Below are 13,857 nucleotides of genomic sequence, written 5' to 3' on the forward strand. Positions count from 1 at the left end.
TCGGTCACCGTCCGGCGCGCCCCGTCCGCCCCACCTCGGCGAACGGCCGGTCGCGGCACCCTTCGGAGGGACCACCGCCGCGGGTACGATGCCCTCGGTCCGACGTACGGACGGCCGCTGCGCACACCTCGTAAGTCCGGTCGCCCGTAAGGCGGTTGAAGCGGACGCCGGGTGGGCAGCGGTTCGGTGGCATACCGACGGGGGCACGGTACGTGGGGGACGTGATGGACTTCGGCACGCAGGGCCCGCAGGCCCCGGCCGACCTCGCCTGGCTGCGCGGCGTGGACGCCTACACCATGGGGGCCTATCCGCAGGCCGAGGAGGAGTTCCGGGCCGCGGTGCGCATCGACCCCACGATGGCCGACGCATGGCTCGGACTGCACGCGCTGCGCGTCGACACCACCAACGCGCTGCTGAGGATGTTCCGGCACCGCGGCCGCTTCGGCGAACAGCGCGAGCGGCACCGCCGCACGCTCAACTCCTGGTACTGGCTGGGCTGGTGGGTCCAGCCGGTGCTGGAGAGCCCCCGCGATCTGCTGCTCGCGCACGCCTCCCACTGGCTCGACGGGCGCCATGTCCCGGAGCTGGACCGGGCGTTGGCCGGCCTGCCGCCGGTCGACACCGACCCCCAGGTCCGCTTTCTGCACGCCTGCCGCGCCTATCTCGTCAAGGACTGGGAGCAGCTCGTCCGGCACACCGACCCGCTGCTCGACGACCCCCTGCTGGGCATCGAGGCGGGCCTGTTCAGCGGCATGGCCCGGGTGCGGCTGGAGATGTACGGGCAGGCCGAGCCGCTGCTGTCGGCGGCCCTGATGCGGTGCCGCAGCGAGCAGCCGCAGCGCAAGGAGCTGCGGTACTGGCTGGCGCGGGCCCACGAGGGCACCGGCCGCAGCGCCGCGGCCCTGCCGCTGTACCGGGCCGTGCACCGCGTCGACCCCGGCTTCATGGACACCTCGGCACGGCTGGCGGCGATCGCCGAGAGCGACGGGTACGACGAGGCGGGCGACCTCGCGGGACTCGCCCCGGCCGGTGCGGGGCCGGACGGCACGGAGGGGGTCGACGGGCTCGATCCGTTCTTCGGCGCCGAGGAGCGGAACCTGAAGCTCTCCGCCCCGGAGCCGCCGCCGTCCACCACCCTGCCGTCGCTGACCGGGCCGACGGTACGCGTGCGGGCCGGCGCGCCGGATCCCTCCCTGCCCACGGGGCCCACGGACCCCGCGTTACTGGAGGAGGCTCTCGCCGAACTCGAGCGCATGGTGGGCCTCGAACCGGTGAAGCGTCAGGTCAAGGCGTTGTCGGCGCAGCTCAACATGGCGCGGCTGCGGGCCGGGCAGGGGCTGCCGGTCCAGCCGCCCAAACGTCACTTCGTCTTCTCCGGCCCGTCCGGCACCGGCAAGACCACCGTGGCGCGGATCCTGGGCCGGGTCTTCTACGCCCTCGGCCTGCTCGGCGGCGACCATCTCGTGGAGGCCCAGCGGGCCGACCTGGTCGGTGAGTACCTGGGCCAGACGGCGGTCAAGGCCAACGAGCTGATCGACTCGGCCCTCGGCGGTGTGCTGTTCGTCGACGAGGCGTACTCGCTTTCCAACTCGGGCTACGGCAAGGGGGACGCGTACGGGGACGAGGCGTTGCAGGTGCTGCTGAAGCGGGCCGAGGACAACCGCGACCACCTGGTGGTGATCCTCGCCGGCTACCCGGAGGGGATGGACCGGCTGCTGGCCGCCAACCCCGGTCTGTCGTCCCGGTTCACCACCCGGGTGGACTTCCCCTCCTACCGGCCGCCGGAGCTGACCGCCATCGGCGAGGTGCTCGCGGCGGAGAACGGGGACGTGTGGGACGACGAGGCGCTGGACGAACTGCGGTCGATCGCCGGGCACGTGGTGGACCAGGACTGGATCGACGAGCTGGGCAACGGGCGGTTCCTGCGGACGCTCTACGAGAAGAGCTGCGCGTACCGGGATCTGCGGTTGTCGGGGTACTCCGGGGAGCTGAGCCGTCAGGACCTGGCGACGTTGCGGCTGCCGGATCTCATGCAGGCGTACGGCGAGGTGCTGTCGGGGCGGGGGCCGCAGGATCCCGCGGGTTGGTGAGGACCCCTCGGCGGGGCGGCACCGGGTGGGTGTCCGCTCGCCGCGCCGAGGGGCACGCGGCTATGCCAACGCCTGTTCCGGGGCGCCGCTGGTCCGCTGTTCCGTCACCCTGATCTCCCGGTGGGCCGGGTCCGTCACCTCGCCCACGAGGAGTTCCAGGACGTCCTCGAGGGCGACCAGGCCCAGGACCCTGCCGGACGCGTCGGCCACCTGGGCCAGGTGGGTCGCCGCTCTGCGCATCACCGTGAGGGCGTCGTCGAGGGGCAGTTCCGGGCGGAGGGTGGTCATCGGGCGCCACAGCCGCTGGGGCACCGCCCGCTCGGACTCCTCCAGGTCCAGGACGTCCTTGACGTGCAGGTAGCCCATGAAGGCGCCCGTGTCCGCCGCGACCGGGAAGCGCGAGTACCCGGTGCGGGCGGTGAGGGCGACGACCTCTCCCGGTGTGACCGACGGGCTGACCGTCACCAGGCTGTCGCGCGCGAGGAGTACGTCCGTCACCGGGCGGGAGCCCAGTTCCAGGGCGTCCTCCAGGCGCTCCTGCTCCTCAGGGTCGAGGAGTCCGGCCTGGCCCGCGTCCTCGACCAGCCGGTTGAGCTGCTCGCTGGTGAAGACGGCCTCGACCTCGTCCTTCGGCTCGACCCGGAACAGCCGCAGGACGCCCTCGGCGCAGGCTCCGAGGGCGAGGGTGATCGGCCTGCACAGGCGGGCGAAGGCGACCAGGCCGGGACTCAGCCACAGGGCGGTCTTCTCGGGTGCGGCCATCGCCAGGTTCTTCGGGACCATCTCGCCGATGACGAGGTGGCAGAAGACGACGGCGGCCAGCGCGATGACGTAGCCGAGCGGGTGGATCATGCCGTGCGGCAGGTGGATCCACGTGAAGACCGGCTCCAGCAGGTGGGCGACCGTGGGTTCGGCGACGGCGCCGAGGGTCAGCGAGCAGACGGTGATGCCGAACTGGGCGGCGGCCATCATCTGCGGCAGCCGCTCCAGCCCGTACAGCACCTGGCGGGCGCGGGCGGTGCCGAGGGGTTCGATCTGGCTGCGGCGTACGGAGACCAGCGCGAACTCGGCGCCGACGAAGAAGCCGTTGGCGAGCACGAGCAGCGCGGCGAACAGGAGTTGCAGGACGCTCATCGGGCGGCCTCCGGCACGGAGGCCGGTGCGGTGCGCACCAGCCGTATCCGTTCGGCCCGGTAGTGGCCGACCTGCCGGACCGACAGGCGCCAGCCGGGCAGTTCGGCGCGGTCGCCGACGGCCGGGATGCGGCCGAGCAGGTCGGCGACGAGGCCCGCCACGGTCTCGTAGGGCCCCTCGGGCACCTGGAGGCCGATGCGGCGCAGGGCGTCCACCCGGCAGCTCCCGTCGACATCCCAGGCGGGGCGCCCGTCCTCGGGCGGGGCGGGGGCGAGTTCGGGGACGTCCAGTCCGTCGTGCTCGTCCCGGACCTCGCCGACGATCTCCTCGACGATGTCCTCCAGCGTGACGACGCCCGCGGTACCGCCGTACTCGTCGACGACGACCGCGATGGGCTGCTCGCTGCGCAGGCGGGTGAGCAGCGGCCGCACGGGCAGGGTCTCGGGGACGAGCAGCGCCGGGCGGGCGATGCGGCCGGCTCCGGTGCGCAGCCGTTCGTGCGCGGGGACCGCGAGGGCGTCCTTGAGATGGACCATGCCGACGATCTCGTCGATCTTCTCCCGGTAGACGGGGAAGCGGGACAGCCCCGTGGCACGGGTCAGGTTGACGACGTCCTCGGCGGTCGCCGAGGACTGGAGGGCGCTGACCTTCACGCGCGGGGTCATGACGTGCTGCGCGGTCAGTTCGCCCAGGGACAGGGTGCGGACGAACAGCTCCGCGGTGTCCTGCTCCAGGGCGCCGGCCCGGGCGGAGTGCCGGGCCAGGGAGACCAGTTCGCCGGGGGTGCGGGCGGAGGCCAGCTCCTCGGCCGGCTCGATGCCGAGCATGCGCACGAGCCGGTTGGCGACCGTGTTCAGCGCGGAGATCACCGGGCGGAACAGCCGGGCGAAGACGTGCTGCGGGCCGGCGACGAAACGTGCGACCTGAAGGGGCTTGGACACCGCCCAGTTCTTGGGCACCAGTTCGCCGATCACCATCTGCACGGCCGAGGCCAGCAGCATGCCGACGACGACCGAGACACCGGACACGGCGCCGTCCGGGACGCCGACCGCGGTGAACGGGCCGTCCAGGAGCCGGGCGAGGGCCGGTTCGGCGAGCATGCCGACGACGAGCGAGGTGATGGTGATGCCGAGCTGCGTGCCGGAGAGCTGGAAGGACAGTTCCCTGAGGGACTCGACGACACGGCCGGCGCGGCGGTCACCGTCGGCGGCCGCCTTCTCGGCGTCGGGCCGTTCGACCGTCACGAGGCCGAACTCGGCCGCGACGAAGAAGCCGTTGGCCAGGATCAGCAGGAACGCGGCTGCCAGGAGCAGCACGGGGGTGGTCATGATGCCGCCGCCAGTGCGGAACGGCGCACCTCACGGGTGCGGTGCGCGCTATGTCGGCAGGGGGCGGCGCAGGTACTGCAGGACGATCCGTCCATCGCCGGAGGGAGTCACTCCTCGGGTAGCAGGAACCCCCGCGCACCGGGCGGAGCGACAGGGGCGGGGCCGCGACGACCGCGGCTCCGTTCCCAGATTAATCACGAAAAGGGTGCCTGCGGCAGGGTGGACGCTTGCGACCCGGCGGGCCGGCCGGGTCGGAGGGTCCCGCGGGCGGGGGTGGCGGTCAGCCGCGCGGTGCCTCGGGGCCGGCGGCGGAGCGGGCCTCGACCAGGGCGCGCAGGGCCCGGGCGTCGGCGATGGCGCGCTGCTTGGCGATGCCCGGCTGGATGCCGAGCGCGGGCAGACTGGTGCCGTCGCTGAGGTCGAGGAACACCCACGGGTCGCCGCTGCGGAGGTTGACCCGGAGGATCTCCGGCCACTCCAGGTGCCGCTTGGTCGTCAGGTTGACGACGGTGACACCCGACTGGTCGGCGACGACCTTGGGCCGGGCCAGCAGCATCAGGACGCCGGCCAGGACGAGGGCGGTCAGCACGAAGCTGAGCCGCTCGCCCGGGCCGAGCCCGTTCAGCAGCAGGCCGACCGCCGATACGGTCACGAGGGCGGCGACGGCCAGGACGACGAGGACGGCACGGGTGCGGCCGGGCCGGAAGGTGACGGGCAGGGCGGGCAGGTCCGCTCCGCTGTCCGACGGGACGTCCGACATGGTGTGTGTGCTCCGGGTCACGCGGGAGTGAGGGCGGGTCAGAGACGGCAGGCGTGGATGGCCGTGGTCAGGATGGCCCGGGCGCCGATGTCGTACAGGTCGTCCATGATCCGCTGGGCGTCCTTGGAGGGGACCATCGCCCGGACGGCGACCCAGCCCTCGTTGTGCAGCGGGGAGACGGTCGGCGACTCCAGTCCGGGGGTGAGGGCGACGGCCTTCTCGAGCTGCTCGACGCGGCAGTCGTAGTCCATCATCACGTACGTCCGGGCCACCAGGACGCCCTGGAGGCGGCGCAGGAACTGCTGCACCTTGGGCTCGGCACTCTCGTCGTCGGAGCCGCCCGTGCGGCGGATCACGACCGCCTCGGACTTCATGATGGGCTCGCCGAAGACCTCCAGGCCGGCGTTGCGCAGCGAGGTGCCGGTCTCGACGACGTCGGCGATGACCTCGGCGACGCCCAGTTCGATGGCGGTCTCGACGGCGCCGTCGAGGTGGACGACGGACGCGTCGACGCCGTGCTCGGCGAGGTGTCCGGCGACGATGCCCTCGTAGGAGGTGGCGACCGTCTTGCCCGCGAGGTCCTGGACGCTGCCGGCGGCGCCGGGCCTGCCGGCGTAGCGGAAGGTGGAGCGGGCGAAGCCGAGCGGGAGGATCTCCTCCGCCTTGGCGCCGGAGTCGACCAGCAGGTCGCGGCCGGTGATGCCGATGTCGAGGCGGCCGGAGGAGACGTAGATCGCGATGTCGCGGGGGCGGAGGTAGAAGAACTCCACCTCGTTGACCGGGTCGACGATCCGCAGTTCCTTGGACTCGCGGCGCTGCTGGTAGCCGGCCTCATGCAGCATGTCCGCCGCAGGGCCGGAGAGGGAACCCTTGTTGGGGACGGCGATGCGCAGCATGAGGTCGGCTTCCTTTGCGTGAAGGGGTGCGGGGGGAATCAGGGCTTACAGGTGGGCGTAGACGTCGTCCAGCGAGATGCCGCGGGCGACCATCATCACCTGGACGTGGTAGAGGAGCTGGGAGATCTCCTCGGCCGCCGCGTCCTTGCCCTCGTACTCGGCGGCCATCCAGACCTCGGCGGCCTCCTCGACGACCTTCTTGCCGATGGCGTGGACCCCCTTGTCCACCAGTTCGGCGGTGCGGGAGGTGGCGGGGTCGCCGTTGGCGGCCTTGTGCTGGAGCTCGGTGAAGAGCTCCTCGAAAGTCTTCTTGGACATGGTGGCGCCCACTTTACGCGTAGTGGTGACCGGCCTGGCGCCACGGTTCGGATACTGAGCGGAGCGTGGCAGCGGTGGCGACGGCCGCGGTCACCGCCTCGTGGCCCTTGTCCTCGCTGGAGCCCTCGATGCCGGCGCGGTCCAGGGCCTGCTCCTCGGTGTCGCAGGTGAGGACGCCGAAGCCGACGGGGACGCCGGTGTCGACGGAGACCTGGACGAGGCCCTGGGTGACGCCCTGGCACACGTAGTCGAAGTGCGGGGTGCCGCCCCGGATGACCACGCCGAGGGCGACGATCGCGTCGTAGCCGCGGCCGGCGAGGACCTTGGCGACCACGGGGAGCTCGAAGCTGCCGGGGACCCTCAGCAGGGTCGGCTCGTCGATCCCCAGCTCCCGCAGGGCGCGCAGGGCGCCGTCCACGAGTCCGTCCATCACCTTGTCGTGCCACAGTGCCGCGATGACGGCGACCCGCAGGTCGCCCACGTTGCGTACGGACAGCTCCGGTGCACCCTTGCCGCTCACGTTTCTCCTCGTATGCCTTGCTCGCCGGGCCCGCCGGGCCCGTTCGGTCTACTGGTTGCCGCAGGTGGACACGGGCGCCGTGTCCAGCCAGGGGAGGTCGTGCCCCATCCGGTCCCGCTTGGTGCGCAGGTAGCGGAGGTTGTGCTCGCCGGCCTGGACGGGCATCGGCTCGCGCCCGGTGACCCGGATGCCGTGCCGTTCGAGCGCGTCGCTCTTGTCGGGGTTGTTGGTCATGAGGCGTACGGTGCGCACGCCGAGGTCGGCGAGGATCTGGGCACCGGCGCCGTAGTCCCGGGCGTCGGCGGGCAGGCCGAGTTCCAGGTTGGCGTCCAGGGTGTCGCGGCCGCGTTCCTGGAGTTCGTAGGCGCGCAGCTTGGACATCAGGCCGATGCCGCGTCCCTCGTGGCCGCGCAGGTAGACGACCACTCCCCTGCCCTCCGCCTGGATGCGGTCGAGGGAGGCGTCGAGCTGGGGGCCGCAGTCGCAGCGCTGGGAGCCGAAGACGTCGCCGGTGAGGCACTCGGAGTGGACGCGGACGAGGACGTCCGCGCCGTCGCCGATCTCGCCGTGGACGAGGGCGACGTGCTCGACGCCGTCGACCGTGGAGCGGTAGCCGTAGGCCGTGAACTCCCCGTGCCGGGTGGGCAGGTGGACCTCGGCCTCGCGGCGGACGGTGGGTTCCGCGCTGCGGCGGTAGGCGATCAGGTCCTCGATGGAGATGATCGTCAGGCCGTGCTTGCGGGCGAACGGGATCAGCTCGGGCAGGCGCAGCATGCGCCCGTCCTCGCCGGCGATCTCGACGATGGCGCCGGCGGGGCGCAGCCCCGCGAGGCGGGCGAGGTCGACGGCGGCCTCGGTGTGGCCGTCGCGGACCAGGACGCCGCCGGAGCGGGCGCGCAGCGGGAAGACGTGGCCGGGGCGGACCAGGTCGGCGGGCTCGGCGGTGCCGCTCGCCAGGAGCTGGAGCGTGGTGGCGCGGTCGGAGGCGGAGATGCCGGTGGTCACGCCGTGGGCGGCGGTGGCGTCCACGGAGACCGTGAACGCGGTCTTCATCGACTCGGTGTTGTCGTCGACCATCTGCGGGAGCCGGAGCCGGTCCAGTTCCTCGCCCTCCATGGGGGCGCAGATCAGCCCGCGGCACTCGGTCATCATGAAGGCGACGATCTCCTCGGTCGCCTTCTCGGCGGCGACGACGAGGTCGCCCTCGTTCTCGCGGTCCTCGTCGTCCACAACGACGACCGGGCGGCCGGCGGCGATGTCGGCGATGGCCTGTTCGACGGGGTCGAGGGAGAGGTCCTCGGGGCCGTCGGGGCTGTAGAGGACGGGCGGGACGAGAGGGGTGGCGCGCTGCGCCTCGTTCGGGGCGGTGGTGGGAGACGGGCGGGCGGTCATGCGGGCGCTCCTTCCGGGACGGGCCGCGCCGCGTCGCGGGAGCGCAGCCACCAGTCGCGCATGCCCCACAGGACGAGCGCGCCGTACAGGACGTAGACGAAGCCGGAGAAGGCGAAGCCGTTGGCGAAGTTCAGCGGGACGCCGACCAGGTCGACCAGGAGCCAGGCGAACCAGAACTCGACCATGCCGCGGGCCTGGGCGTACATGGCGACGACGGTGCCGACGAAGATGTACGCGTCCGGCCACGGGTCCCAGGACAGCGTCGGGAAGGCGGTGAACAGGCCGCCGACGGCGAGGGTGCCGAGAGCGGCGGCGGCGAGCAGCGCGCCGCGTTCGCGCCAGGTGGCGAAGCGGACGGCGATGGACCCGTCCTGGCTCTGCTGCCGGCCGCGGTTCCACTGCCAGAAGCCCCAGGCGGCGACGACCATGACGACGATCTGCTTCCCGGCGCTGCCGGAGAGGTGGGCGGTGGCGAAGGCGGCGAAGAGGACCAGCCCGGAGACGAACTGCACCGGCCAGGTCCAGATCGAGCGACGCCAGCCGAGGGCGAGGCCGAGCAGACCGATCACGTTGCCGATCATGTCCGACCATTTGATGTGCTGGTCGAAGAGGGTGAACGCCTCGGAGTTGAGCCAGTTCACTTGGTGCCCCCCTGGGTGCCGAGCAGCCGCTCGACGTACTTGGCGATGACGTCCACCTCGAGGTTGACCGGGTCGCCGGGCTGCTTGATGCCGAGCGTGGTCAGGGCGAGGGTGGTGGGGATGAGGCTGACGGTGAAGAAGTCGGGCCCGGCGTCGACGACGGTGAGGCTGATGCCGTCGACGGTGATGGAGCCCTTCTCGACGACGTAGCGGGCGAGGTCGGCGGGCAGGGAGATCCTGACGAGCTCCCAGTGCTCGGAGGGCTTGCGTTCGAGGATCTCGCCGGTGCCGTCGACGTGGCCCTGCACGATGTGGCCGCCGAGCCGGGCGCCCACGGCGGTGGGGCGCTCCAGGTTGACGCGGGAGCCGACGGCGAGGGCGCCGAGGCTGGAGCGGTTCAGGGTCTCCGCCATCACGTCGGCGGTGAACTCGTCGCCCTCGTGGTCGACGACGGTGAGGCAGACGCCGTTGACGGCGATGGAGTCGCCGTGGCGTGCTCCCTCGGTGACCACGGGGCCGCGCAGACGGAAGCGACAGGCGTCGTCGAGGGTCTCGACGGCGGTGATCTCGCCCAGCTCTTCGACGATTCCGGTGAACACTTCCCGGGTCCTCCTGCCTCTTCGGGCGCGGACTCCGGGGCTGTCGACGAACGACAGAAAGGACGGGTGAGGACACCGGGAGCGACGCCGGACGGGGCCCGTCCGCGAAGGACGAGCCCAGAGGTCGGCGGCGCGCACGTATGCCCGCCCGCCGCGCACTGCCTCCCATCCGGACTTTAACCGTCGGTCCAGGAATTTCACCTGGTCAACCGGCCGCTGGAAGCGACCGGGTCGCGGACTGTAACCGCCGGTTCGGACTTTCACCGACCCCGGAGTGCGCTGCTTCTGGTACACGCCCAGTGTGCCACGCCCGCCGGGGGCCGATACAGACGGAGTGTGTGGAGTGGCTCACAGGCTGTTCCGGCGTCCGCCGCCGTCACGGGAAGCGGCACCCAACTCGCCCGTGACCACTGGTTCTTGAGATTGGTCCATACCTATTGACTCACTGGTCTAGTCCTCTCTAGGGTCTGCGCAACTTCCGTGGAGAGGAACCGACTGTGCCTTCCCCCTCACGCACCAGAACCCCCCGCCGGGCGAGACCGGCCCTGCTCGCCGGGGTGGCCGCCGCCGCGGGCCTGGTGTTCGCCGGTCTCCCGGCGACCGTCTCGCACGCCGCCGACCAGGAGTCCTGCCGCCCCGACGGGCTCCACCGCACCCCGGGCGTCGACGTGCCCTACTGCTCGGTCTACGACTCCGAGGGCCGGGAGAAGATGGGCGCCGACCACCCGCGCCGGGTGATCGGCTACTTCACGGGCTGGCGCACCGGCAAGGACGGCAAGCCCGCCTATCTGGCCTCCGACATCCCGTGGGACAAGATCACCCACATCAACTACGCCTTCGCGCACGTCGACGGCGCCAACAGGCTCTCGGTCGGCTCGGACCGCCCGGACAACCCGGCCACCGGGATGACGTGGCCGGGCGTCGGCGGCGCCGAGATGGACCCGGGCCTGCCCTACAAGGGCCACTTCAACCTGCTGAACAAGTTCAAGAAGCAGCACCCGGACGTCAAGACGATGATCTCGGTGGGCGGCTGGGCCGAGACGGGCGGCTACTTCGCGGACGACGGCTCACGCGTGGACTCGGGCGGCTTCTACTCGATGGCCACCAACGCCGACGGCTCCGTCAACCAGGCCGGCATCGACACCTTCGCCGACTCGGCGGTCGACTTCGTGCGCGAGTACGGCTTCAACGGCGTCGACATCGACTACGAGTACCCGACGACGATGAAGGACGCGGGCAACCCGCTCGACTGGTCCTTCGCCAACGGCCGCCGCGCCGGGCTGGTCAAGGGGTACGCGGCCCTGATGAAGACGCTGCGCGAGAAGCTCGACCGCGCGGGCGCCGCGGACGGCAGGCACTACCTCCTCTCCGTCGCCGCGCCGTCCTCCGGATACCTGCTGCGCGGCATGGAGACCTTCCAGGTCCAGAAGTACCTGGACTACGTCAACATCATGTCGTACGACCTGCACGGCGCCTGGAACGAGTACGTCGGGCCGAACGCCTCGCTCTTCGACGACGGCAAGGACGCCGAACTCGCCGCGGCGGGCGTCTACTCCACCTCCCAGTACGGCGGCATCGGTTACCTCAACACCGACTGGGCCTACCACTACTTCCGCGGCTCGATGCCCGCCGGACGCATCAACATCGGGCTCCCCTACTACACGCGGGGCTTCAAGAACGTCACCGGCGGCACCGACGGCCTGTGGGGCAGGGCACCCGCCACGAGCTGCCCGGCGGGCTCCGGGCTGACCAAGTGCGGCGACGGCGCGGTCGGCATCGACAACCTCTGGCACGACCTGGACGGCAACGGCAAGGAGTCGCCCGCGGGGTCCAACCCGATGTGGCACGCCAAGAACCTGGAGAAGGGCGTCGTCGGCGACTACGTCACCGACTACGGCTTCCCGGCCGACACGAAGCTGACCGGGACGTACGCCCGCAGGTACGACGCCACGCTGGTCGCGCCCTGGCTGTGGAACGCGCAGAAGAAGGTCTTCCTGTCCACCGAGGACGAGCAGTCGGTCGAGGCCAAGGCGGACTACGTGGTCGACCGCGGCATCGGCGGCACGATGGTGTGGGAGCTCGCGGGCGACTACGCCTGGAACGCGGGCAAGGGGCAGTACGAGCCGGGCTCGACGCTGACCGGCACGATGTACGACGCGTTCAAGTCGGCGTCCCCGTACGGGGCGAAGCGGTCGTCGGTCGACCTGCCGGCCGAGGCGCTGGACATCGACGTGGAGTTCGGGCAGTTCGCGCTCGGCGACTCCAACTACCCCATCGGCCCCAAGCTGAAGATCACCAACAACACGGGCACGACGCTGCCCGGCGGCACGGAGTTCCGGTTCGACTACGCCACCTCGGCGCCCGGCAACGCCAAGGACCAGTCCGGCTGGGGCACTTCGGTGATCCGCAGCGACCACACCGGCGCCAACGTCGGCGGGCTGAAGGGCGACTTCCACCGGGTCTCGCTGAAGCTGCCGGCCTGGCAGTCGCTGGCGCCCGGAGCCTCCACGGCGGTGGACTTCGTGTACTACCTGCCGGTGTCCACGCCGTCGAACTGGACGGTGACGTTCGGCGGGAAGTCGTACGCCCTGGCGGGCGACCTGGCCCGGGGCACCACCGTGGTGAACCCCGGCACCCCGACGCCCACGCCGACTCCCACCCCGACGGACGGAGGGTCGCCGAGCCCGGGTCCCGGCCCCACGGACGGTACGGGGCAGTGCGCGGCACCGGCCTGGAGCGCCACCGCGTCGTACGGCGGCGGCACCACGGTCTCCCACGAGGGGCACTCCTGGAAGGCCAGGTGGTGGACGCAGGGCGAGAAGCCCGGCACCACCGGCGACTGGGGGGTCTGGCAGGACCTCGGCTCCTGCTGACCTCCCCGCGAACCGGCCCGGCGGCGGTGACGAAGGCCCTTGCCCGCCGCCGGGCCACCCAGACGCGCGCGGCACGGTGTCACGTTCGCCGGCACCGTTCCGTCCAAGCTGGGGGAAAGGTGCTCCGTCCGGGGAGCGCCGCCCGTGCGAAGGGGCTGAACAGCATGACCACGATCCTGGTGACCGGCGGCACCGGCACCCTCGGCCGGTACGTCACCGAGCGGCTGCGCGCGGACGGACACGAGGTGCGGGTGCTCAGCCGGCACGCCCAGCCGTACGCGGTCGATCTGCGCCGGGGCGGCAGCGGTCTGGACGCGGCGCTCGACTCCGTCGACACGGTCGTGCACTGCGCGAGCACGCCGCGCGGCGGGGACGAGCGGGCGGCGCGGAACCTGATCGCGGGGGCCCGGCGGGCAGGGGTGCGGCACCTGGTCGACATCTCGATCGTCGGGGTGGACCGGGTGCCGCTCGGCTACTACCGGACCAAGCTCGCCGTCGAGCGGCTGGTCGAGGGGTCGGGGCTCGGCTGGACGGTGCTGCGGACCACGCAGTTCCACGACCTGGTGGCGCGGGTGCTCCAGGCCCTGGCCAAGCCACCGGTGATGCTGCTGCCGGCCGGGGTGTCCGACCAGCCGGTCGAGGTACGGGAGGTCGCGGCCCGGCTCGCGGAACTGGCCGCGGGCGAGCCCGCCGGGCGCGTGCCGGACCTGGGCGGCCCCGAGGTGCGCACGTTCCCGTCACTGGCCCGCGCCTACCTGGCGGCGACGGGGCGCCGCCGCCGGGTCGTGAACGTGCCCCTCGCCGGCACGGCCTACCGCGCGCTGCGCTCGGGCGGTCACCTGGCCCCGGAACACGCCTCGGGCGAGGGGACGTTCGAGGGGTACCTGGCAGCCCGGCTCGGGAACGGGCCCGGGGGTGCCCGGCGGGGCTGACGGGCGGTGCGCCGCGCGGCGTCGGGCGAGGCGGTGGCGGGGGGCCGCTGGGGGCTTCGCCGATGTGGCGGGGGCGGGGTGCGCGAGGGCGTCGCGGACGCGCCGGTCGGGTGGCGGAGTCCGGGAGGGGTGGTCGACGCGGTGACGGCTGGCGACGCCGGAAGGCGTGGGTCGACGCGGTGGCGGGGGCCGCTGGAGGGTTTCGCCGATGTGGCGGGGGGGCGGGGGCACGCGAAGGCGTGGCGGACGCGCCGGCGGGGGGCGGAGTCCGGGAGGCGTGGTCGGCGCGGTGACCGCTGGCGACGCCGGGAGCCGTGGGTCGACGCGGTGGCGGGGGCGCTGGGTGGCTTCGCCGAACGGGGCGGAGGCACGCG

At 72.3% G+C, this 13,857-nt stretch carries 12 protein-coding genes and 1 riboswitch; of the genes, 3 read left to right on the forward strand and 9 right to left on the reverse strand.

Going from position 1 to position 13,857, the window contains the following annotated elements; translation table 11 throughout:
* Positions 1-224: 224 nt before the first annotated feature.
* Positions 225-2,090, forward strand: coding sequence for an AAA family ATPase (locus ACH499_RS25005; RefSeq protein WP_399018449.1), 1,866 nt, complete (start codon positions 225-227; stop codon positions 2,088-2,090).
* 60 nt (positions 2,091-2,150) lie between these two features.
* Here the strand turns inward: ACH499_RS25005 and ACH499_RS25010 are convergent, their stop codons facing one another.
* The 9 genes from ACH499_RS25010 to ACH499_RS25050 all read right to left on the reverse strand — a co-directional run bounded on the left by ACH499_RS25010 (position 2,151) and on the right by ACH499_RS25050 (position 9,678).
* Positions 2,151-3,224, reverse strand: coding sequence for a hemolysin family protein (locus tag ACH499_RS25010; protein WP_399018451.1), 1,074 nt, complete (start codon positions 3,222-3,224; stop codon positions 2,151-2,153).
* A complete protein-coding gene (locus ACH499_RS25015) occupies positions 3,221-4,552 on the reverse strand; it encodes a hemolysin family protein (RefSeq protein WP_399018453.1) in 1,332 nt (443 codons plus the stop codon). Before ACH499_RS25015 ends, ACH499_RS25010 begins: the two co-directional genes overlap by 4 nt.
* Positions 4,553-4,832: 280 nt before the next feature.
* Positions 4,833-5,312 (reverse strand): PH domain-containing protein, encoded by a 480-nt coding sequence (locus tag ACH499_RS25020; protein ID WP_356199261.1) that lies wholly within the window; start codon positions 5,310-5,312, stop codon positions 4,833-4,835.
* 38 nt (positions 5,313-5,350) lie between these two features.
* Positions 5,351-6,208, reverse strand: a complete 858-nt coding sequence (gene hisG / locus ACH499_RS25025) for an ATP phosphoribosyltransferase (protein ID WP_356199263.1) — start codon at positions 6,206-6,208, stop codon at positions 5,351-5,353.
* A 45-nt stretch (positions 6,209-6,253) separates the two neighbouring features.
* Positions 6,254-6,526, reverse strand: a complete 273-nt coding sequence (locus ACH499_RS25030; protein WP_011027788.1) for a phosphoribosyl-ATP diphosphatase — start codon at positions 6,524-6,526, stop codon at positions 6,254-6,256.
* Positions 6,527-6,539: 13 nt separating this feature from the next.
* Positions 6,540-7,046: a 6,7-dimethyl-8-ribityllumazine synthase gene (gene ribH / locus ACH499_RS25035; protein ID WP_356199266.1), complete on the reverse strand. Its 507-nt coding sequence runs from the start codon at positions 7,044-7,046 to the stop codon at positions 6,540-6,542.
* 48 nt (positions 7,047-7,094) lie between these two features.
* A complete protein-coding gene (locus ACH499_RS25040; RefSeq protein WP_356199267.1) occupies positions 7,095-8,438 on the reverse strand; it encodes a bifunctional 3,4-dihydroxy-2-butanone-4-phosphate synthase/GTP cyclohydrolase II in 1,344 nt (447 codons plus the stop codon).
* Positions 8,435-9,079, reverse strand: a complete 645-nt coding sequence (locus tag ACH499_RS25045; RefSeq protein ID WP_356199268.1) for a nicotinamide mononucleotide transporter family protein — start codon at positions 9,077-9,079, stop codon at positions 8,435-8,437. The genes ACH499_RS25040 and ACH499_RS25045 overlap by 4 nt, the downstream gene beginning before the upstream one ends.
* Positions 9,076-9,678 (reverse strand): riboflavin synthase, encoded by a 603-nt coding sequence (locus tag ACH499_RS25050; protein WP_365598709.1) that lies wholly within the window; start codon positions 9,676-9,678, stop codon positions 9,076-9,078. The genes ACH499_RS25045 and ACH499_RS25050 overlap by 4 nt, the downstream gene beginning before the upstream one ends.
* Positions 9,679-9,829: 151 nt before the next feature.
* Positions 9,830-9,960, reverse strand: a riboswitch (FMN riboswitch).
* 215 nt (positions 9,961-10,175) lie between these two features.
* On the opposite strand from ACH499_RS25050, the gene ACH499_RS25055 reads away from it, so the two are divergent.
* Complete coding sequence (locus ACH499_RS25055) at positions 10,176-12,551, forward strand: chitinase C-terminal domain-containing protein (protein ID WP_399018459.1); 2,376 nt, start codon at positions 10,176-10,178, stop codon at positions 12,549-12,551.
* A 164-nt stretch (positions 12,552-12,715) separates the two neighbouring features.
* A complete protein-coding gene (locus ACH499_RS25060; protein ID WP_399018461.1) occupies positions 12,716-13,483 on the forward strand; it encodes an SDR family oxidoreductase in 768 nt (255 codons plus the stop codon).
* Positions 13,484-13,857 lie beyond the last annotated feature (374 nt).

This window comes from Streptomyces sp. NPDC018947, assembly GCF_044390505.1.
GTDB lineage: Bacteria > Actinomycetota > Actinomycetes > Streptomycetales > Streptomycetaceae > Streptomyces.

What these genes read in the sequence shown, in the direction of transcription:
- ACH499_RS25005 (WP_399018449.1), top strand. Translation starts at nt 225, where the DNA reads ATGGACTTCGGCACGCAGGGCCCGCAGGCCCCGGCCGACCTCGCCTGG.
- ACH499_RS25010 (WP_399018451.1), bottom strand. Translation starts at nt 3,224, where the DNA reads ATGAGCGTCCTGCAACTCCTGTTCGCCGCGCTGCTCGTGCTCGCCAAC.
- ACH499_RS25015 (WP_399018453.1), bottom strand. Translation starts at nt 4,552, where the DNA reads ATGACCACCCCCGTGCTGCTCCTGGCAGCCGCGTTCCTGCTGATCCTG.
- ACH499_RS25020 (WP_356199261.1), bottom strand. Translation starts at nt 5,312, where the DNA reads ATGTCGGACGTCCCGTCGGACAGCGGAGCGGACCTGCCCGCCCTGCCC.
- hisG (WP_356199263.1), bottom strand. Translation starts at nt 6,208, where the DNA reads ATGCTGCGCATCGCCGTCCCCAACAAGGGTTCCCTCTCCGGCCCTGCG.
- ACH499_RS25030 (WP_011027788.1), bottom strand. Translation starts at nt 6,526, where the DNA reads ATGTCCAAGAAGACTTTCGAGGAGCTCTTCACCGAGCTCCAGCACAAG.
- ACH499_RS25040 (WP_356199267.1), bottom strand. Translation starts at nt 8,438, where the DNA reads ATGACCGCCCGCCCGTCTCCCACCACCGCCCCGAACGAGGCGCAGCGC.
- ACH499_RS25060 (WP_399018461.1), top strand. Translation starts at nt 12,716, where the DNA reads ATGACCACGATCCTGGTGACCGGCGGCACCGGCACCCTCGGCCGGTAC.